The sequence below is a fragment of the Pseudomonas cedrina subsp. cedrina genome (assembly GCF_001983175.1).
GTDB classification, from domain to species: Bacteria; Pseudomonadota; Gammaproteobacteria; order Pseudomonadales; family Pseudomonadaceae; genus Aquipseudomonas; species Aquipseudomonas cedrina.
The window spans coordinates 223,066-242,073 of the sequence record NZ_MNPW01000012.1 but is presented as its reverse complement, the minus strand read 5'-3'; the positions used below and the strand labels follow the sequence as shown (position 1 = coordinate 242,073).

The window sequence follows — 19,008 nt, the reverse complement described above, 5'->3', positions numbered from 1 at the left end:
CTCGCTGTCGCCCGATTGCTTAAAGTTGAAACCGCTGGCCTGGGCCAGGGAACGGTATTCGGTTTCGCTGTAGCTGTAATTGAGGTTCCACCAGCCGAAGGGCAGGTTGTAATTGAGCATCGAGTTGCGCGAGGTTTTCTGGTGATCGCTGACCGCATCGTGGCCGCCGCGCAGGGACAATTGATCCGCCAGGCCCAGCGGGTTATCCCAATCGAAGCTGGCGCCCCACTGCTGCTCACCGGTGCTGCGCTGGCCGCCGTTGTGGCGGGACAGGCCGACGCGCCAGGGTTTTTGCGGGGTGTTCTTGACCAGCACATCACTGCCACCGACGGCCTTGCCGGGAGCCAGTTCCATCTGCGCCTGGTTCGATGGCAGGCGGTTCAACTGGTCGACCATCTGCTCGATCTCGCGCAGGTTGAGCAGCTCGCCCGGTTTGCCGGGGAAGCTCATCGCCAGTTGGCGGTCGGTGATGCCGCTGCCTTCGGCGCCCTTCAGCCCTTCCAGGCGGCCTTCCACCACTCGCACCTCGAGGTTGCCGCTGGCGAGGTTCTGTTGCGGCAAGTAGGCGCGGCTGGTGACCAGACCTTTGGCCAGGTAGTGGTCGGTGATGACTTTAAGTAGGTCATTGAGCTGCGGCACGCCGAGGCATTGGCCGATGTAGGGTTTGAGCAGGCCGGTGCGCTCGGATTCGGACAGGGCGTCGGCGCCGGTGAGCTCGATGGTGTTGATCGCGAAGCAGCGGGTGTCGGCGGGTGCCGCCGGCTTGGCTGGAGCAGCAGCTTTGCCGGGCAGGTCCTTGAGGTCTTCGAGGCGGCGTTGTTGCTCCTCGAGCAGGCGGTCCTGGCGGTCGCGGATCAGGTCGGTGACGCCTGGCGTGTTCTGCGGGGTCGCGGCTTGCGCCATGCCTGCTGCGCCAAGGCAAAAAAAAGCGGATAACAGGCCGAGTCCCGTCCAACGTACCGAACGCCACATCGCTAGATCCCTCTACATGGCAAAGTGCCATCATTTTGCGGCGATCATAGGGTGGCGATATAGTGGCGTCAATTAAATGTATGAATTTGTTTCAGAGTTGATATTTCGAAATCTGATCGTGAGAGATTTAGTCCTTTTGCGTTGCGCACCTGCAGGCCACCCTCGGCACCGACACCGCACATTGGCAATGGGGCAAGCGCACCCACTGACTCAGATGCATCCGCTGGGCAGTCAAAAACTGCTGGCGCCGCTGCTTGACGTGGGCCCTTACTCGGTACCCGGCAGCCACGAAGTGTCGAACAATTTCTCTGCGCCGCTGAGCGCGGCGCCTTGGTTGGTCACCTAGGGCCCTTCAACGCGCCGGGTGATCGGCCTGGCGATGCCGGAACAGGCGCATGGGTGCTGCCAGTGGGGCAGAGCGGCGTCCCCTTCAACCGGCACTACCAGGACCAGGCCCTGCCCTTTGTGCGTGGCGAGTATGAAGTGATCGCACCGCGATGATCCTGTCGGCCCTGTACCTGTGCTATATGCTGAGAGAGGCCTATTCGTCCAACAGCCAACAGTCCTCCTCCCTGGTGGAAGACTAACCATCAGGGCTCTGGCGCATCAAACCTGGGGGTAGCGCTTAAATAGCTCGGTAGCTTCCCAGCGTGCCGCATGTGCCTGCAATGCTGGAAAAGCATCCGCCCTGACCACATCAGCGACCATCAACTGAATGAACGACCAGGCGACGGCGCTGGTGATGTCGACCTGATCTGGCCGATCTGATGCAACCGGTTGTCGCCCCGACAATTGGGTATCCCATGCGCGACAAGCAGCCAACAACTGCCTGGTTACCCGCTCCAGCCAGGGCTGATGGCGTTTTTCCTCCGGTCGCAGCTGATATTCGTAGACGATCTGCACTGCCTTTTCGCAGGCGGCCAGTGCCAGCCCTAAGCTGCGCAGCGAAGCGGCCAAAGGCAAGGCCTCGTGCGGCATTAATTTTCGCTCAGCCGGGCTCAACGCCTCGAAATAGTTGATGATTAGCGTCGAATCCATCAACACGTTGCCATCATCCAGCACCAAACTCGGTGCTTTTACCACCGGGTTGATCGCACCGAATGCTTCGAACTCGCTGAATACCGAAAGTGCGGCATGTTCGAACGAGACCCCCAGTACCTCCAGCGAAATAGCCACACGTCGAACATATGGGGAATCGAGCATGCCGATCAATTTCATCAGGTGAACTCCTTGGTAATGGAGGTTAATCCTATTTCTTGGCTGCGTTGCAGAGAAGTGGAATTTGAATGTTGGCACGGGGGATTGAGAGATATCGTCAGGCACTGAGCGTCATCGGGCTGTAGTGAAAATGAGTCTGGAAAGCTTGCTCGAAGGCTTGGGGATCCTGAGAGTCGTTAGGCGTCGTCGGGTGGGCTGTTCAGCCTGATCATTGCGCATGACCGCGGTGTAACCGCGCTACGTTCTGATCGATGCAACCTTGAATCGTGCGCAAGGTGTCTTGAGTAATAACCTGTGGATAGAGGTTCTCTGCGATGCTCGCAAACCGGCCCGCCACATCACAAACGCCGTCAATCACTCTGCCTGCAACCTCCGGGGGCACCTCGGCTTCCTCGGCAAGCCGAAGCATTTGCGTGCGGGAAATCGCCAGCGCTTCACCCATCACATCCATCTGGTGGTATCCACCTGGTCCCTCGCAGAAGGTCACGTCGTAAGCCGGTGACAGGTTCCACTGACCGTCTTGCGACATGATGTAGGCGAAGTTCTTGGGATGATCGTCTCGGTTGTTGAATGCAACATTGAAGACGGCACGTTCGAAGGCCACCGCCATCTCTCGCACGTCGTTGGTACACATCTGTGTTGCCCGCAAGAAGTTGACGTAGTCCAACACCCCCGGAGACCGGTAATTTGTCCCCGTAAAGGCCGCGAGGCTTTGCATCGGTACGCGCAGACCATCCCGGCGGTCAAATCGCTTACTGGCAAACGCAGCCAACCCATTAGGCAGACTGAAGTATTGCGTGTCAGGGGTCTTGATGCCGCACATGCGCAGGCACTCGGCGTAGACCATCTCGATAGCACACACCTCGGCATGCTCGTCTTTCGCCGGGAACTTGACCAACCAAGCTTCAAAGCCCGCCGTAAAGGCAGTGGTAAAACGGCCGGTTTCTGGATCGCGATAGACGAGGGCCTTGGGCCTTGCACCTTGAGGCGAGCCACCCACCAGCAGCAACGTCTGCAGGAACTCGCCGCCGTCTCCATGGAGCACTTCCTGCACTTCGGCGGCAAGCTGCTCCAGCGGGATATGCACTTCAGACACCTGCCCTTCTGGTGCCACGGGCTCAAACGTCATGGCTCCCATTGCGTTGCAACCGATGTATGCCAGCCGTTCCAGTGGGCCGATGCGCGCCGTGGTGAGCCCGCGGCGCCTGAACATACGGTCCATCAGCAACATGCCCCACCCATCGGGCAAGGAGTCGTAAACAGGTCCTGGCAAGTACAGTTGGTGGTCTGGAAAATCCCGGCGCAACTGAGCCCCCTCCAACGCAAGCGTGTAGGAGGACAGCTCCAAGCGCCTTTGCCTGGCTTCATTGCTGTACTGGAACACGATCAGCGGGCGACCGGTCAGGGCAGTCGTGGAGACCAGCGTGCCCCATTGCCATCGCTCACCCCAGCCCTCGTAGAAGACGTTTACCTGCTCAAGCATTGCCGGGCTTCCTCTTTGAACGCAGACGATTGGCGCTGTTTTCGTAGCGCCGAATATCCTCGATGCTGTCCAGCTTTGGCAGGAACAGGCCTTCAAGTTCCTTGGTTCGACCAAGAGCCATCGCCACACGAACGACGTTCTCGAATCCAACATTGCGCCCTGCTTCAAGGTTGGACACGGTGTTTGTGCCAATGCCGGCACGTCCGGCCAAGTCGGCTTGTGTCATGTCCAGCGCCAAGCGCTCTGTACGCAAGCGATCGCAGAGGCGCTTGACGACCTCGCTAGGCTTGCTGAAGCTTAAATCCAACATAGTGTGCACCAAGACCATTCTGGGCCAGTTAGTCCCCAAAATTATAGAATTAACGCCCCATCCTATCAAGAGAGTTAATTCCCTAAATCTGTGTCTTATCGATTAATTTAATACTTAAGCCACAATTTGATGGATTTATCTACCGGAAAGCTCAAAAATAGGGAGCACTGTTGGGGGCTGTTAAGATCCAAGACGGTTGCTGATGCATTGGTGATTCAACAGGTCATCCGGATGTTCGAGTGTTCCGAACCGCCGACCCTTTCGGCAGCGATCAGGCCATACCGATGCATATATCGTTGAGGGCGTCTAGGACCTTCGCCATCGAACCCGCCCCTACGCAGGGGCAGCGTCCAGAGTGGCTGCTTTCTGCCGCAACAAGTCGATAAACAACCCCAATTCCCGACTCACCGGCTCGCCCTTGCGCATCAGCAAGCCAAACGGTGCCAGCCGCACGTCCAACGCAACCGGCAGTGCCACCACCAGGCCCATCTTCAGGTAGTCACGCAGGGCGCTTTCCGACAACACCATCACCGCATCGGTCAGTTGGATCAGTTGCTGCATCGAATACACCGAGCTGCATTCGATGATATCGGCCGGGCTGGGCAGTGCCAGGTCCTGCAACGCCAAGTCAAAGCTGATACGCGCCGGGCTGGTTTGCGGTTGCAGAATCCACGGCCAGTCACGTACCAGTTCCGCCAGCGATAGCTGATCGCGCTGGGCCAGCGGGTGACCGGCGTGAACCACGACCATCAGGCGCTCATTGCCCAAGGGTTCGAAGCTGTAGTGTTCGTTGTCGGTGGCGGCGTTGCGGCGCGAGATCGCCAGATCGATACGGCCCTGTTCGAGCAACTGAATCACTTGGTCGCTGGTGTCACCCATGATGCGGATACGCAGTTGCGGGTTGAGCGACTTGATGTGCGCAATGCTGTCCATCACCAGATCCGGCGCGGCGCCCATGATGGTACCGATGGACAGGTAGCCATAACCGCCCTGCTTACGCGCCGTTAAATCTTCGGCACAGCGGTCCAGGCCACTCAGCGCCGACTCGGCGAAGTTGATCAGTTGCTGGCCGAGAGCCGTAGGGCGCATCCCCCGAGGCAAACGTTCGAACAGATCGCAGCCGAACATGTCCTCGATCTCGTGCAGCATACGCGTGGCGGCAGGCTGCGACATGTTCAGGGCCTGTGACGCGCGGTGCAGGTTTTGGCTGGAGCTCAGCGCCACCAGCATGTGCAAATGCTTGTAGCGCAGGCGGTTGAACAGGCTGGGAGAGATCGCAGGACTACGCATTTTTTTCCTTTTAATCGATACCCTGAGGTTATCGCCTTTAAGCGAGATTCGATTTGTAGCGCATTGCTCGGCCGCCGTACAGTCCGGCCCATAAGAACAAAACGACGGACTCCCTTATGAAAACCCTGCCTGCGCCCCTGCTCGCCAAGATTTCCTGGCGGCTGCTGCCCTTTCTGCTGCTGATGTACATCATGGCGTTTCTCGACCGCGCCAACGTCGGGTTTGCCAAACAAGCCTTCCAGGCTGATACCGGTTTGAGCGATGCCGCCTTTGCCTTTGGCGCCGGTGTGTTCTTCGTCGGCTACGCACTGCTGGAAGTGCCGAGCAACCTGATCTTGCACCGCGTCGGCGCCCGCCTGTGGATGTGCCGCATCATGGTCAGCTGGGGCTTGATCTCGGCGGCGATGGTGTTCGCCCATAACGAAACCAGCTTCTATGTACTGCGCTTCCTGCTGGGCGTGGCCGAAGCCGGCTTCTTTCCGGGCGTGATCCTCTACCTCACATACTGGTTCCCCCAGGCCGTGCGCGGCAAGGCCATGGGCTTCTTCTACTTCGGCGCCCCCCTGGCATTCATCTTCGGCAGCCCGTTGTCCGGTTTGCTGTTGGAGATGGACGGTTTCGGTGGGATTCACGGCTGGCAATGGCTGTTCGCCGTCGAAGGCTTGATGGCCACCGCTGTTGGCATATGGGCTTATTGGTATCTGGACAACCGCCCGGCCGACGCCAAGTGGCTGAGCGTGGACGAGCGCCAGCAAATCCAAAGCCTGCTCGACCGCGAAGACCAACACAAAACCTCCCATGGCCGCAGCCTGCTGACCGTGTTGTGCCAACCCTCGGTGCTGTACCTGTGCCTGGTGTACCTGCTGATCCAGGCCAGCGTATATGGCGTGGTGTTTTACCTGCCTACTCAGGTGGGTGGCCTGCTCGGCACCAAGGTGGGCTTGATGGTGGGACTGGTCTCGGCCATCCCCTGGGTCTGCGCGCTATTCGCTGCCTGGTGGATTCCGGCCTATTCCGACCGCTCCGGTTTGCGTCGCCAAACAGCCTGCCTGACGTTGCTGATGGCCGCCGCCGGCATCGCCTGCTCGATGACCTTCGCCAACCCGCTGCTGGGCATGCTCGCCCTGTGTTTTGCCGCCTCAGGGTTTATCGCCGTGCAGCCGGTGTTCTGGACCTTCCCCTCCAGTTACCTGGCCGGCAGCGCTGCGGCAGCGGGCATTGCGCTGATCAACTCCTTCGGAGCCCTCGGCGGCTTTATCGCGCCGGTGATCAAGCACTGGGCCGAAGGTGCCTTCCATTCCCCGGCAGCCGGTTTGTACCTGCTGTCCGCTACCACGGTACTGGCCGCATTGCTGGTACTGGGCATCCATTCACCCGGCCGCACCGCGTCGAACACGCCGGCCACTGTTTAACGCCAGGAGTCACACCATGGGTCATCTCACCATCAAACACGTACGCGCCTTTGTACTGCGAGGCGGCGGCGCCGATTACCACGACCAGGCTGACGGCCATTGGATCGACGATCACATCTCCACGCCCATGAGCAAATATCCTGAGTACCGCCAGAGCCGTCGTAGCTTCGGCATCAACGTGCTCGGCACCCTGGTGGTGGAGATCGAAGCCAGCGACGGCACCGTCGGTTTCGCCGTGACCACCGGCGGTGAACCCGCGGCTTATATCGTAGAGAAACACCTGGCGCGCTTTATCGAAGGAGCGCGCGTCACCGATATCGAAAAGATCTGGGACCAGATGTACCAGTCCACCCTTTTCTATGGCCGCAAGGGTCTGGTGATCAACACCATTTCCGGTGTCGACCTGGCCCTGTGGGACCTGCTCGGTAAGATCCGCCAGGAGCCCGTTCACCAACTGCTCGGCGGTGCGGTACGGGATGAATTGCAGTTTTACGCCACCGGCGCGCGCCCCGACCTGGCCCAGAAAATGGGCTTTATCGGCGGCAAGATGCCCCTGCATCACGGCCCCAGCGAAGGTGAAGAAGGCCTGCGCAAAAACCTGGAGGCCCTGGCGACCATGCGTGAACGGGTCGGCCCGGACTTCTGGTTGATGCTCGATTGCTGGATGAGCCTGGATGTGAACTATGCCACCAAACTGGCCGTAGGCGCCCACGAACATGGGCTCAAGTGGATCGAAGAAGCCCTATCTCCGGACGATTACTGGGGCTACGCCGCCCTGCGCAACAACGTGCCAAAAGGCATGCTGGTGACCACTGGCGAGCATGAAGCCACGCGCTGGGGTTTCCGCATGCTCCTGGAGATGGGCTGCTGCGACATTATCCAGCCCGATGTCGGTTGGTGCGGCGGCCTCACCGAGCTGGTGAAAATCTCGGCCCTGGCCGATGCCCATAACGCAATGGTCGTGCCCCATGGCTCGTCGGTCTACAGCTACCACTTTGTTGCCACCCGCCATAACAGTCCATTCGCCGAGTTTCTGATGATGGCGCCCAAGGCCGATGAAGTGGTGCCGATGTTTCACCCGCAACTGCTCGGTGAACCGGTACCGGTCAATGGCCGCATGCGCCTGTCGGTGCTGGACAAGCCCGGTTTTGGCGTTGACCTGAACCCCGATTGCCAACTGCACCGTCCGTACAACCGCTAAGGAGCGTCGCCATGAACATGCCCCGCAATGGCTTCAAGGCCGCCCTCGCTCGGAACGCCACCCAATATGGCATCTGGGCCGGTTTCGCCACCGGCTACGCCGCCGAGATCGTCGCCAGCCTCGGTTACGACTGGATGCTGATCGACGGCGAACACGCACCCAACACGGTGCCGAGCGTGCTCAACCAGTTGCAGACCGTAGCGCCCTACTCTACTGCGCCCGTCGTGCGCGCAGTAAACGGTGACGCCAGCCTGATCAAGCAACTGCTCGATGTCGGCGCCCAGACCCTGATGATCCCCATGGTCGAAACCGCCGAACAGGCCCAGGCCCTGGTGCGTGCCATGCGTTATCCGCCCCATGGCATCCGTGGCGTCGGCGGCGGACTGACCCGCGCCACACGTTGGGATGGCGTGGCGGACTACCTCAATACCGCCCATGAAGAGTTATGCCTGATCGTGCAGGTGGAGTCGCGCCTGGGCGTGGAAAACGTCGCGGCGATTGCCGCCGTGGAAGGCGTGGACGCGGTGTTTATCGGCCCCGCCGACCTGTCCATCGGCCTCGGGCACGCCGGCAACCCCGGCCACCCCGAGGTGCAGGAACGTATCAGGCACGCAGTGGATGCGACCCTCGCCGCCGGCAAGGTCAGCGGCATCCTGGCGCCCAACGAAGAAGACGCCCGCCGCTACCAGGCCTGGGGTTGCCGCTTTATCGCGGTGGCCATTGATATCAGCCTGCTACGCCAGAGCGCCCTGGCCACCCTCGCACGCTATCGCCCGGCTGCCGACACCCAAGCGCCTTCGCGCACTTACTGAGGAACCTGCCATGTCATCCGTTCCCGTTTACCAGAACTTCATCAACGGCCGCTTTACCGCAAGCGATAGCCACATCGATGTGCTCAACCCGGCCACCGGCGCCTTGCTGTCCAAGGTGCCAGCGTCCACCGCCGCCGATGTCGACCAAGCCCTCGCCGCTGCCCGCAGTGCGCAAAAAGACTGGGCACGCAAACCCGCGATCGAACGCGCCGGGCACCTGCGCCGCATCGCCGCCAAACTGCGCGAGAACGTCGCGCACCTGGCCCGTACCATCACCCTGGAACAAGGCAAGGTCACGGGCCTGGCCGAGGTTGAAGTGAACTTCACCGCCGATTACCTCGACTACATGGCCGAATGGGCGCGGCGTATCGAAGGCGAGATCATCACCAGCGACCGCCCCAACGAAAATATCTTCCTGTTCCGCAAGCCGTTGGGCGTGGTGGCCGGCATCCTGCCGTGGAATTTCCCATTCTTTTTGATCGCGCGCAAAATGGCGCCGGCGTTGCTCACCGGCAACACGATCGTGATCAAGCCCAGCGAAGAAACCCCGAACAATTGCTTTGAATTCGCCAAATTGGTGGCCGAGACCGACCTGCCCGCCGGCGTATTCAACGTAGTCTGCGGCGACGGCCAGGTCGGCGGCGCACTCACTGCGCATAAAGGCGTGGACATGATCAGCTTCACCGGCAGCGTCGCCACCGGCACGCGGATCATGGCCGCCGCCGCGCCGAACATCACCAAGCTCAACCTGGAATTGGGCGGCAAGGCGCCGGCCATCGTACTCGCGGATGCCGATCTGGAGCTGGCGGTCAAAGCCATCCGCGATTCGCGCATCATCAACACCGGCCAGGTGTGCAACTGCGCCGAACGGGTGTATGTGGAACGCAAGGTCGCGGATCAGTTTATCGAGCGCATCAGCGCGGCGATGTCGGCGACCCGCTATGGCGATCCGATTGCCCAGGCCGATGTGGAAATGGGCCCGTTGATCAATCGCCAGGGCCTCGACAGCGTCGACCGCAAGGTTCGCACCGCACTGAGCCAGGGCGCCGCCTTGATCAGCGGCGGGCAGATTGCCGACCTCGGCGCGGGCTTCCACTTCCAGCCAACGGTCTTGGCGGGGTGCCGCGCCGATATGGAGATCATGCGCGAAGAGATCTTCGGCCCGGTGTTGCCGATCCAGATTGTCGACGACCTCGACGAAGCCATCGCCCTGGCCAATGACTGCGACTACGGCCTGACCTCGTCGATTTATACCCGCGACTTGGGTAAGGCCATGCACGCGATACGCGAGATCGACTTTGGCGAAACCTACGTCAACCGCGAGAACTTCGAGGCCATGCAAGGCTTTCATGCCGGCGTACGAAAATCCGGGATCGGCGGTGCCGACGGCAAGCACGGCCTGTACGAATACACCCATACCCATGTGGTGTATCTGCAGAGCTGAGCTGTTTAAACCGGGCCACGCACGCTAGCGTGCGGACCCTTCCGATTTCGTTTCTGATAAGGACTGTGCCATGCCCCACGCGCTTTATAGCGGCCCGATCATCGACAGCCACCTGCACCTGTTCGATCCGCGCCGCCCCCAGGGCATCCCCTGGCCTGAGCCGGGCAACCGGTTGTACGCCGCGCACCTGCCGGCGGACTACTGGGCCCTGGCCGGCCCACACAACGTGGTCGGCGCGATTGCCGTGGAAGCCAGCCCGTGGCGCGACGATAACCGCTGGCTGCTCGACACACTGCGCAGTGAGCCGCGCATGCTGGGTTTTGTCGGCAACCTGGACCCGCTGCAGCCCGACTTCGCCGCCGACCTCGAGGCGTTGGCGGATGAACCGCTGTTCCTCGGCCTGCGCTACGGCAACCTGTGGGACCGCGACCTGCTGCAAGACCAGACTCGCCCCGGTTTTATCGATGGCCTGCGCCAATTGGCCGCCTGCGGCCGTGGCCTGGACAGCGCCAATCCGAACCCGCGCTTGATCAAGGCACTGTTGCACCTGAGCGATGCTTTGCCACAGCTGCGCATCATCGTTGATCACCTGCCCAACGCCCAAGTGCCGGCGGGTGAAGAAGCCGCCTACCACGCTGACCTGCTGCGCCTGGCCGAACGCCCGAATGTGTTCGCCAAACTGGCGGAAATCCCCCAGCTCGGGCCGCACGGTTTGATCACCGACACGGCGTTCTACCACGACCGCCTGGCGGTGCTGTGGGAGGCCTTTGGCGAAGAGCGTTGCTTCTTCGGCAGCGACTGGCCCAACAGCGATCACCTGGCGAATTTCGCCACCACCCTGGGGCTCGTCAAACAGTGCATGGCCGACAAACCCGAGGCGGTGCAAGCGAAGTTCTTCCTGCATAACACGGTGCGCATCTACACACCGACGCCACCCCATGGAGACCAGTGATGCAGACCCGTGCCTTTCGCATGAACCTCAACCCCGGCCAGGCCGCCGAGTATCGCCGACGCCATGACCAGATCTGGCCGGAACTGGCCCAGGCCCTGCTGGACGCGGGCGTGGTGGATTACCGGATTTTCCTCGATGAGCCGGCCAACGCGTTGTTCGCGATGCTCACCCACGAGGACTTGCATGGCCTGGATGAACTGCCCGGCACCGACTTGATGCAGCGCTGGTGGACCTACATGCAGGACATCATGCCCAGCCATGCAGACGCTTCGCCAATAAGTGTCGACCTGCTTCCGATGTTCCAACTGACGCGCACCTGATCCAACCGACCCACAACAACAATAAAAAGGATTCAATTACGTGGAAATCATTCTCCTTGGTGTGATTCTGCACTTTATCGGCGGCTTCGCTTCCGGCAGTTTCTACATCCCCTACAAGAAGGTCCGCGGCTGGGCCTGGGAAAGCTACTGGATCACCGGCGGCCTGGTGTCCTGGCTGATCGTGCCACTGATCGCCGCCCAACTGACGGTGCCCGGCTGGGTCGAAATCCTGCGCAACGCCGACACCAGCACCTTGCTCTGGACCTATATGTTCGGCGTGTTGTGGGGTATTGGCGGGCTGACCTTCGGCCTGACCATGCGTTACCTGGGCTTGTCCCTGGGCATGTCGTTGATCATGGGCCTCACCTCGGCCCTCGGCGCCCTGATGCCGGCCCTGTACCGCGACCTGTTCACCACTGAAACCGAAGGTACGCTGACCTCGATGCTGGCGTCCCAGGGCGGGCATTGGGTGCTGTGGGGCGTGGCGGTGTCGCTGGTCGGTATCGCGGTGTGCGGCAAAGCCGGGCTGATCAAGGAACGCGAAGTGTCCCAGGCGGTGAAGTTCGCCAGTGTCAGCGAGTTCTCCCTGGGCAAGGGCATGCTGGTGGCGGTGATTTCCGGCGTGCTCAGTGCGTGCTTCAGCTACGGCATTTCCGCCGGTCGCCCACTGGCCGCCGCCGCAGTGGAACATGGCGCCAACAGTCTGTTCCAGAACAACGTGACCTTCATGGTGATCATGTGGGGCGGCCTTACCACCAATGGTATCTGGTGCCTGTGGCTGAACTGGCGCAACCGTACCTTCCATAACTACACCGACCGCAGCACCCCGTTACTGGGCAATTACCTGTTGGTCGCCATTGCCGGCACGCTGTGGTTCCTGCAGTTTTTCTTCTACGGCATGGGCGAAAGTCGCCTGCAGAACGACGCCAGTTCCTGGGTGCTGCACATGTCGTTCATCATCATCGTGTCCAACTGCTGGGGCCTGTATTTCCGCGAATGGCACGGCACCAGCGCGGCCAACAAAGGCGTACTGGTGGCCGGCATCGCGGTGATCCTCGGTGCAATCGCCATGGTCGGCTACGGCAATTACCTCGGCTGATGCCGCTTATTTTTGAAGGAGAGTTTTATGTTGCTTGCAGACAAAACCGTGATCATCACCGGCGCCTCTCGTGGTATCGGCCGAGCCGCCGCCCGTGAATGTGCGCGCCAGGGTGCCCGCGTGGTTATCGGCCATAGCGGTAGTAGCCAAGGCACCGAGGCGGCGTATTCGTTGATCGAAGAGATCAAGGCCTTTGGCGGCCGGGCCATTGAAGTGGGGGGCGATGCGGCCGACCCGGACACCGGCGACAAGCTGGTGGCCGCCGCAGTGCAGGCGTTCGGCAGCGTCGATGTGTTCGTCAACAACGCCGGCATCTGCCCGTTCCATTCGTTCCTCGACATGCCCCGCGAGGTCTACCTGAAAACCGTCAACACCAACCTCAACGGCGCCTACTTCGCCGTGCAGGCGGCGGCCAACCAGATGAAAAACCAGGGCCGTGGTGGCGCGATCATCGCCGTCAGCTCCATCAGTGCCCTGGTTGGCGGCGGCATGCAAACCCACTACACGCCGACCAAGGCCGGGCTGCATTCGTTGATGCAATCCTGCGCGATTGCCCTGGGGCCCTACGGCATTCGCTGTAACTCCGTATTACCGGGCACCATCGCCACCGACATCAACAAGGAAGACCTGGCCGACGCGGAAAAACTCGCCTACATGACCTCGCGCACGCCGTTGGGTCGCCTGGGTGAACCGGACGATGTGGCCGGGCCGATCGTCTTCCTCGCCTCGGACATGGCGCGTTATGTGACCGGCGCTTCGTTGCTGGTGGATGGCGGGTTGTTCGTAAACCTGCAGTAACCACCGCTTCCCCAGACATCACACTTCATGTGGGAGCGAGCTTGCCCGGCTCCCACAAGGATCGCGCACGCCTGAAATTTGAGCTTCAGCCCAATAAAAACAACAATCCAGGAGCACCTCCATGCGTACCACCCTCCCCCTGGCCCTGCTGTGCAGCGCCATGTCCACCTGCGCCCTCAGCGCCGGCCTGCTCGCCCCCAACTCCCCCGCCATGCTCGGCGACTGGAACGGCTTGCGCCCGCAATTGGCCGAACAAGGCTATGACTTCACTCTCAAATACGTTGGCGAAGTCGGCTCCAACCTCGGCGGTGGCTACAACTCACACACCACCGCACGCTGGAGCGATCAACTGATTCTCGGTGTGAACATGGACCTGCAAAAACTGCTGGGCTGGCAGGACGCAACCTTGCGTATCGGCATCGGCGAGCGCCATGGCAAGGACATCACCAATGACCGCGTGCACCAGCCCAACGCCACTGGCCTGACCTCCACCATGGAAGTGTTCGGCGGTGGCAACGCCTGGCGACTCTCGCAGTTGTGGTACGAGCAGAAATTTTTCGACCGCAAGTTCGCCCTCAAGCTGGGACGCTTCGGCCACGGTGAAGACTTCGATCAGTTCCCCTGCGAATTCCAGAATGTCACCCTGTGTGGTTCCCAAGAGGGCAACTGGAACGGCGTATGGAACAGCTTCCCTATCAGCCAATGGGCGGTGCGCGCCAAGTACCAGTTCACCGATGAGTTCGCGGTGCAGGTCGGTGCCTATGACAAGAACCCTGGCAACGCTGAAGCCAGTAATGGCTTCAAGCCGTTTATCAGCGGCTCCCAGGGCACCAGTTTCCCCATCGAGGCCATCTGGAAAGGCCAGATCGCCGGGCTGAATTCCGAGTATCACGCCGGCTACTACTACGCCAACGCCGACACCAAGGACATGCTCAAGGACGCCGATGGCAACTACGCCGCCAGCTCGCAAAAACCTTATCGGATGTACTCCAGCAATGACGGCTGGTGGTTGTCGGGCCAGCAACAACTGAGCACGGTGGACGGCAATAGCAAGCGCGGGCTCAATGTGTTTGCCAACCTGACCATGAATGACCCGGACAAGAGCGTGATCAAAAACCTGATCCAGGTCGGCCTGATTTACCGTGGCCCGTTCGATTCACGCCCGGACGACACCTTCGGCATCGGCGCCTCGAAACTGCAGGTCAGCGACCGCTATACCCGCAACACGCAAATGCTGAATGCAGCTAATGGCGTTACCGATATCGACGATCCGCTGTACGTGCCTGAGCAACGCCGCGAGTACAGCTACGAGGTCAACTACGGCGTGCAAGCAACCCAATGGCTGATGGTGCGTCCCAACCTGCAGTATGTGAAATACCCCGGCGGGCTTGCGCAAACCACGGGCGCGGTGGTCGGGGGGGTGCAGTTTATTGCTGATTTTTAATTAGCCTCCGAGTGCGAGCATGTCGTTTGCCGGCATTGCAAAACCATCGGCTTCAACCCCCTCAACGAACTATTGCACGCCATCGAAATCGGCAATAGTTCGGCACAGGCGAACCAGGAAGAAAACTGATCGAATGGTGACAAAAACTGACCGCCTTGCTCTGTAGATTCCACTCGGTGACAACCCCAGTCGTATGCCGGAATTTGGAGACGCATCATGAAACGCATTCAGTACAGCAGATATGGCGGGCCAGAGGTCATGCAGGTCCAGAACTTTGAGCTCCCTCACCCAGGCGAAGGTGAGGTCGGTGTCAGCGTCAAGTTTTCAGCGATCAATCCCATTGACTGGAAGCTGCGGACTGGGCAAATGAAGATCGTTACCGGTAGGAAATTCCCTCGCGCGATGGGAATGGATTTCTCTGGCAGGGTTATATCGATCGGCGCCGACGTCACGCGATTCAAAATCGGGGACTCGGTGTTCGGACTCGCCCGATTTAAAGAAAGCGGAGCGTTCGGCCAAGCCCTTATCACAAAAGAGGCGTTTTTAGCCCATAAGCCGGATGATGTGTCATTCGAGCACGCCGCCTGTTTGGGTACCCCTGGCGTGACTGCCTGGAACGGGCTTATAGACAAGGCCAAGCTGCGCGCCGGCCAGCATGTCTTCGTCAATGGATGTGCCGGTGCCGTAGGCGAAGCCGCTGTACAAATAGCTCTGATGCAGGGAGCCGTCGTCTCGGGCAGTTGCAGCGACAGGGACATGCAGCGAGCAAAGTCGCTGGGTATGCACACTGTTTATGATTATCGGAACCTGCAGCTATCGAGTATTGCCACTCGATTCGACGTGGTTTACGACACTGCGGCAACGCTGTCGATATCTGAAGGCGTTGCGACGCTAAAATCGGGCGGCGTATTTCTGGATCTAAACCCCGGCCCAGGCAAGTTTGTCCGCGCTTTTTTTGATCGCAGACTCAAAATAATCATAGGTTCACCGCGCGCCGAGATATTGGATCAGCTTGCCAAGGCTGCCAGTGATAGGCGCTACAACGTCCGAGTAGCGGAAACCGTTTCGATGGCCGAAGCGATTCGACTTATCACCGAGCTTGAGAAAGGCCGTAAGCTCGGAGGTAAAGGTGTCATCGCGATGGAGTAGACATGGCCAGGAGTCACCGTTTGTTTGAGCTAATGCAAGTGCTGCGCCGACATCGTAGAACGGTGTCAGGTCAGACACTTGCGCTGGAATTGGGCGTTTCTTTACGCACCATACGTCGCGATGTGGTGACCTTGCAGGGGATGGGCGCCGACATCGAGGGTGAGCCTGGCTTAGGTTATATTTTGAAACCTGGTTTTCTGTTACCCCCGCTTGCATTTACAGAAGAAGAAATACAGGCGCTTGTAGTCGGTGCCCAGTGGGTCAGTCGACAGACAGACGATAAATTTGCCCTCGCGGTAAAGAACGCGTTGGCCAAAATCAACGCCGTGTTGCCTCTGGATATGCGTCACACCTTTGACGACGAAACGTTCTACGTGGGCGCCCGCTCCAACCTTTGCACTTCAATCGACCTGAGTGAAGTCCGATTCGCATTGCGTGACCAGCGCAAACTGCTGATCACCTTGTCGATATCCCACGCACCTGCAGATAAACAAATTATCTGGCCGATCATGCTGGGCTTCATAGACGCAAAGCGCTTCCTGTCGGCGTGGTGTGAAGCGGACAACCGGTTCCGCGTGATAGCGATGGATGACATCGCAAAACTGGAAGTGCTCGCCGAGCGCTACAGTCGTAACCGACGCCAGCTTATCAAGGAATGGCGAGCTCATGAGGTCTTGCCTTGTAACGGCTCTGGCAAGGAGTGCTGATCGGAGGAATAAACGACGGCCCTATGGAGAGGCCCATGTAGACGATTCTGGAGGTACCCAGGGGGAACGCGACAGCGGCTGCCTGAATAAAGAGAAGCAGCAATGGAGCCGGAAATTGAGCAAGCATTACGAATGCAAGTGCTGCGGCTGCTGGACGTCCGACCCCGAGTCCATGAGCAGGGTCTGTTGGCGACCCTGAGAGTCTTTAGGCGTCGTAGGGCAGGCTGTTCATCTGATCATCTTTGTCTTTCCACAAACCATGGAGATCCATTCATTTCCAGTGGATTGCTACATTGGGGGCACATCCGAGGGCATGCTGATGAGACCTTCAGCCAGCGCTACTGAAACGGCGCACAGGCCTTATCCTGTGCGGTGGCTCCACCCCGCAGGGTGAACCCATAAGCCACCAGGCAACCCAGGCCGCAACACCCCACGACCAGGCACATGGGCCACGCCGTGCCGTCGGCAAGGTGGCTGACCCACAGACTGGCCAGCGCGGCGGTCGCAAATTGCACCGAGATGCCCAGCGCAACGCTCGCCCCGGCCTGACGTGGAAACAGCGCCATCAGGCTGGCGGTGCAATTGGCCCCAAGCAAGCCGGTAACGCCCATGTAAATCACCAGGCAACACACGATGCTTGTCAGTCCGCCCCACTCGGTCATCCCCACGCCGATCAGCGCCGCCCCTGCCCCTGCCGCCAGCATCGCGCCTACGCCCAGCATGCGTTGCGGCCCGTAGCGGCCCACCCAGCGCGCATTGATGAACGTCACCAGAATGATGCCGAGGATGTTCAGGGCGAATAATCCACTGTAGAGCCGCGGCGACACGTCAAAGTACACAACGTACACAAAAGGCGAAGCGGTGATAAAGGCAAATACGCCGCCGAACGCCATCGACATGCACAGGATCAGCGCCACCGCCCTGGGCTCTCGGACAATGGCCAGATAGGCCTCGAAAGATGCCCTCACCGACGTACCCCGCTGCTGCACCGGCAGGCTTTCCTTCAAGCCCAGCGCCACCATCAACAGGCACAGGCTGGAAAGGATGAACAACGTGGCGAAGATCGTACGCCAGCCCTCGATCAGTACCAGCCAGGTGCCGATAATCGGCGCGAACAATGTCGCCATCATGGTCAGCATATGCATCCACGACAGCACCTTGGCCGCTTGTACCAGGCCCACCAAGTCCCTGGCGACCGTCCGCGCTAGCACTACCGCGCCCGCGCCGCCCAGTGCCTGGACAAAGCGCCAGGCGATCAGTTGCTCGACGCTGCCGGCGAACAGACAACCCAGGGTCGCCACTACGTACAGGGTGAGAGCGCCCAGCAACAGCGGACGCCGACCATAACGGTCGGACAGCGGGCCGTAGACCAACATGCCCAGGCACAGCCCGCAGAGAAAGGCGCTGATGGTGAGTTGTACCTGTGCGGCGCTGGTCGACAGGTCTTCGGCGATTTGCGCAAGACTGGGCAAGTAGGTGTCGATTGAGAACGGCACGAACGCCGTCAGCGATGACAGCAATACAATCAGCCGCGCCTGGGCATTCATCGGCCCGGCGTCGCGAGGTTCTCAAGAAACTCGGTGACCAGCCGGTTGAAGACCTCGCCTTGGTCGTCGTGGACATAATGGCTGGCGTCCGCCACTTCGGCGGTGCGCACCTGTGCATTGCAGTCGCGCATGGCTTGCAGCGTCGGCGCCGGCAGAAAATCCGAGCGCGCGCCGCGGATGAACAGGGTCGGGCAATCCAGGGCCCGTACCGCCGGCCACAAGTCAGTCGGTTCGATGCTCAGGCGCGCCTCGGCGATGCCTTGCTGATCGTGGCGCCAACGGATCGCGCCTTCGCTCTCTTTCATCGAATGCGCCAGGCGTGACGCCAGGCCCTGCTCCGACAGGCCAGGGCGTGCCGCCTGCCAGAAAGCGCGGGCGGTTTGCCAGTCGTCGAACCGCATTGGGGTCTGGTTCATCTCGCGGCGGATGCGCGCCGCACCGTCGCCCTGGCTCGAAGACCCGGGCCCGATGTCTTCGATAATCAGGCCAATCAAGCGGCCAGGTGCCTGCCGTGCGTATTCGAGGGCATTGGCGCCGCCCAGTGAATGCCCCAGCAACACGAAGCGCTGTAAGCCGGCATGGGCGACGAAATCCTGCAGGTCCTCCACATAAGATTGCGTGTGATAGCTCGCGGCCGGGGCCCAGTCACTCAGCCCGCGACCGCGCTGGTCGAGGGCGTAGATGCAATAACCACCCCCCAACGCCTCGACCAGCGACTCCCAGGTCTGCGCATAAGCACGCAAACCATGCAACAGCACCAGCGGCACGCCGCTCGGGTCGCCCCAACGTAGAAAATGCAAACGCAAGCCGACGCGATTGGTGAAAAAGCGGCTGTCTGGGATCATGATTT

19 protein-coding genes are annotated in these 19,008 nt (G+C 60.3%); 12 read left to right on the top strand and 7 right to left on the bottom strand.

The features are described 5' to 3' along the window. The coding region (locus BLL36_RS23895) for a ShlB/FhaC/HecB family hemolysin secretion/activation protein (RefSeq protein WP_139341028.1) at positions 1-972 on the bottom strand (972 nt) is incomplete at its 3' end. A gap of 399 nt (positions 973-1,371) precedes the next feature. Here BLL36_RS23895 and BLL36_RS31370 point away from each other — a divergent pair. Then, a complete protein-coding gene (locus BLL36_RS31370) occupies positions 1,372-1,473 on the top strand; it encodes a penicillin acylase family protein (protein ID WP_325052844.1) in 102 nt (33 codons plus the stop codon). A 105-nt stretch (positions 1,474-1,578) separates the two neighbouring features. Here the strand turns inward: BLL36_RS31370 and BLL36_RS23890 are convergent, their stop codons facing one another. The 4 genes from BLL36_RS23890 to BLL36_RS23875 all read right to left on the bottom strand — a co-directional run bounded on the left by BLL36_RS23890 (position 1,579) and on the right by BLL36_RS23875 (position 5,273). Further along, complete coding sequence (locus BLL36_RS23890) at positions 1,579-2,190, bottom strand: glutathione S-transferase (protein ID WP_076954061.1); 612 nt, start codon at positions 2,188-2,190, stop codon at positions 1,579-1,581. 208 nt (positions 2,191-2,398) lie between these two features. Next, positions 2,399-3,673 (bottom strand): type II toxin-antitoxin system HipA family toxin, encoded by a 1,275-nt coding sequence (locus BLL36_RS23885; RefSeq protein WP_076954060.1) that lies wholly within the window; start codon positions 3,671-3,673, stop codon positions 2,399-2,401. Then, a complete protein-coding gene (locus BLL36_RS23880; RefSeq protein ID WP_057722492.1) occupies positions 3,666-3,983 on the bottom strand; it encodes a helix-turn-helix domain-containing protein in 318 nt (105 codons plus the stop codon). Before BLL36_RS23880 ends, BLL36_RS23885 begins: the two co-directional genes overlap by 8 nt. 333 nt (positions 3,984-4,316) lie before the next feature. Next, a complete protein-coding gene (locus BLL36_RS23875) occupies positions 4,317-5,273 on the bottom strand; it encodes a LysR family transcriptional regulator (protein ID WP_076954059.1) in 957 nt (318 codons plus the stop codon). Positions 5,274-5,389: 116 nt separating this feature from the next. Between BLL36_RS23875 and BLL36_RS23870 the strand changes: the two genes are divergently transcribed. From BLL36_RS23870 to BLL36_RS23820, 11 genes are all read left to right on the top strand, one after another. Continuing rightward, a complete protein-coding gene (locus BLL36_RS23870) occupies positions 5,390-6,685 on the top strand; it encodes an MFS transporter (RefSeq protein ID WP_076954058.1) in 1,296 nt (431 codons plus the stop codon). A gap of 16 nt (positions 6,686-6,701) precedes the next feature. After that, complete coding sequence (rhmD, locus tag BLL36_RS23865) at positions 6,702-7,886, top strand: L-rhamnonate dehydratase (RefSeq protein ID WP_076954057.1); 1,185 nt, start codon at positions 6,702-6,704, stop codon at positions 7,884-7,886. 11 nt (positions 7,887-7,897) lie between these two features. Then, positions 7,898-8,698 (top strand): aldolase/citrate lyase family protein, encoded by an 801-nt coding sequence (locus BLL36_RS23860; protein ID WP_076954056.1) that lies wholly within the window; start codon positions 7,898-7,900, stop codon positions 8,696-8,698. A gap of 10 nt (positions 8,699-8,708) precedes the next feature. Next, positions 8,709-10,142 (top strand): aldehyde dehydrogenase, encoded by a 1,434-nt coding sequence (gene aldA / locus BLL36_RS23855; RefSeq protein WP_076954055.1) that lies wholly within the window; start codon positions 8,709-8,711, stop codon positions 10,140-10,142. A 70-nt stretch (positions 10,143-10,212) separates the two neighbouring features. Further along, complete coding sequence (locus BLL36_RS23850) at positions 10,213-11,094, top strand: amidohydrolase family protein (protein WP_076954054.1); 882 nt, start codon at positions 10,213-10,215, stop codon at positions 11,092-11,094. Next, positions 11,094-11,414 carry an L-rhamnose mutarotase gene (gene rhaM, locus BLL36_RS23845; RefSeq protein WP_197678464.1) on the top strand — a complete coding sequence of 107 codons (321 nt, stop codon included), beginning with the start codon at positions 11,094-11,096 and terminating at the stop codon, positions 11,412-11,414. Before BLL36_RS23850 ends, rhaM begins: the two co-directional genes overlap by 1 nt. A 40-nt stretch (positions 11,415-11,454) precedes the next feature. Next, a complete protein-coding gene (rhaT, locus tag BLL36_RS23840; protein ID WP_076954053.1) occupies positions 11,455-12,513 on the top strand; it encodes an L-rhamnose/proton symporter RhaT in 1,059 nt (352 codons plus the stop codon). Between the two features lie 27 nt (positions 12,514-12,540). Beyond that, positions 12,541-13,311 (top strand): SDR family NAD(P)-dependent oxidoreductase, encoded by a 771-nt coding sequence (locus BLL36_RS23835; protein WP_076954052.1) that lies wholly within the window; start codon positions 12,541-12,543, stop codon positions 13,309-13,311. Positions 13,312-13,432: 121 nt separating this feature from the next. Next, positions 13,433-14,755 (top strand): carbohydrate porin, encoded by a 1,323-nt coding sequence (locus BLL36_RS23830; protein WP_076954051.1) that lies wholly within the window; start codon positions 13,433-13,435, stop codon positions 14,753-14,755. Positions 14,756-14,971: 216 nt separating this feature from the next. After that, on the top strand, positions 14,972-15,904 hold the full coding sequence (locus BLL36_RS23825) for an NAD(P)-dependent alcohol dehydrogenase (RefSeq protein ID WP_076954050.1): 933 nt from the start codon (positions 14,972-14,974) through the stop codon (positions 15,902-15,904). A 2-nt stretch (positions 15,905-15,906) separates the two neighbouring features. Further along, positions 15,907-16,611: a helix-turn-helix transcriptional regulator gene (locus tag BLL36_RS23820; RefSeq protein WP_076954049.1), complete on the top strand. Its 705-nt coding sequence runs from the start codon at positions 15,907-15,909 to the stop codon at positions 16,609-16,611. 338 nt (positions 16,612-16,949) lie between these two features. Here BLL36_RS23820 and BLL36_RS23815 read toward each other — a convergent pair whose 3' ends face one another. Both BLL36_RS23815 and BLL36_RS23810 read right to left on the bottom strand, forming a co-directional pair. Continuing rightward, positions 16,950-18,158, bottom strand: a complete 1,209-nt coding sequence (locus BLL36_RS23815) for a multidrug effflux MFS transporter (protein WP_076954048.1) — start codon at positions 18,156-18,158, stop codon at positions 16,950-16,952. Next, on the bottom strand, positions 18,155-19,003 hold the full coding sequence (locus BLL36_RS23810; RefSeq protein ID WP_076954047.1) for an alpha/beta fold hydrolase: 849 nt from the start codon (positions 19,001-19,003) through the stop codon (positions 18,155-18,157). The genes BLL36_RS23815 and BLL36_RS23810 overlap by 4 nt, the downstream gene beginning before the upstream one ends. Between the last annotated feature and the right edge of the window lie 5 nt (positions 19,004-19,008).

Coding starts and splice junctions, on each gene's coding strand:
- rhaM (WP_197678464.1), top strand. CDS start 11,094: ATGCAGACCCGTGCCTTTCGCATGAACCTCAACCCCGGCCAGGCCGCC.
- BLL36_RS23880 (WP_057722492.1), bottom strand. CDS start 3,983: ATGTTGGATTTAAGCTTCAGCAAGCCTAGCGAGGTCGTCAAGCGCCTC.
- BLL36_RS23885 (WP_076954060.1), bottom strand. CDS start 3,673: ATGCTTGAGCAGGTAAACGTCTTCTACGAGGGCTGGGGTGAGCGATGG.
- BLL36_RS23890 (WP_076954061.1), bottom strand. CDS start 2,190: ATGAAATTGATCGGCATGCTCGATTCCCCATATGTTCGACGTGTGGCT.
- BLL36_RS23835 (WP_076954052.1), top strand. CDS start 12,541: ATGTTGCTTGCAGACAAAACCGTGATCATCACCGGCGCCTCTCGTGGT.
- BLL36_RS23875 (WP_076954059.1), bottom strand. CDS start 5,273: ATGCGTAGTCCTGCGATCTCTCCCAGCCTGTTCAACCGCCTGCGCTAC.
- rhmD (WP_076954057.1), top strand. CDS start 6,702: ATGGGTCATCTCACCATCAAACACGTACGCGCCTTTGTACTGCGAGGC.
- BLL36_RS23850 (WP_076954054.1), top strand. CDS start 10,213: ATGCCCCACGCGCTTTATAGCGGCCCGATCATCGACAGCCACCTGCAC.
- BLL36_RS23860 (WP_076954056.1), top strand. CDS start 7,898: ATGAACATGCCCCGCAATGGCTTCAAGGCCGCCCTCGCTCGGAACGCC.
- BLL36_RS23830 (WP_076954051.1), top strand. CDS start 13,433: ATGCGTACCACCCTCCCCCTGGCCCTGCTGTGCAGCGCCATGTCCACC.
- BLL36_RS23815 (WP_076954048.1), bottom strand. CDS start 18,158: ATGAATGCCCAGGCGCGGCTGATTGTATTGCTGTCATCGCTGACGGCG.
- BLL36_RS23820 (WP_076954049.1), top strand. CDS start 15,907: ATGGCCAGGAGTCACCGTTTGTTTGAGCTAATGCAAGTGCTGCGCCGA.
- aldA (WP_076954055.1), top strand. CDS start 8,709: ATGTCATCCGTTCCCGTTTACCAGAACTTCATCAACGGCCGCTTTACC.
- BLL36_RS23825 (WP_076954050.1), top strand. CDS start 14,972: ATGAAACGCATTCAGTACAGCAGATATGGCGGGCCAGAGGTCATGCAG.
- BLL36_RS23870 (WP_076954058.1), top strand. CDS start 5,390: ATGAAAACCCTGCCTGCGCCCCTGCTCGCCAAGATTTCCTGGCGGCTG.
- BLL36_RS23810 (WP_076954047.1), bottom strand. CDS start 19,003: ATGATCCCAGACAGCCGCTTTTTCACCAATCGCGTCGGCTTGCGTTTG.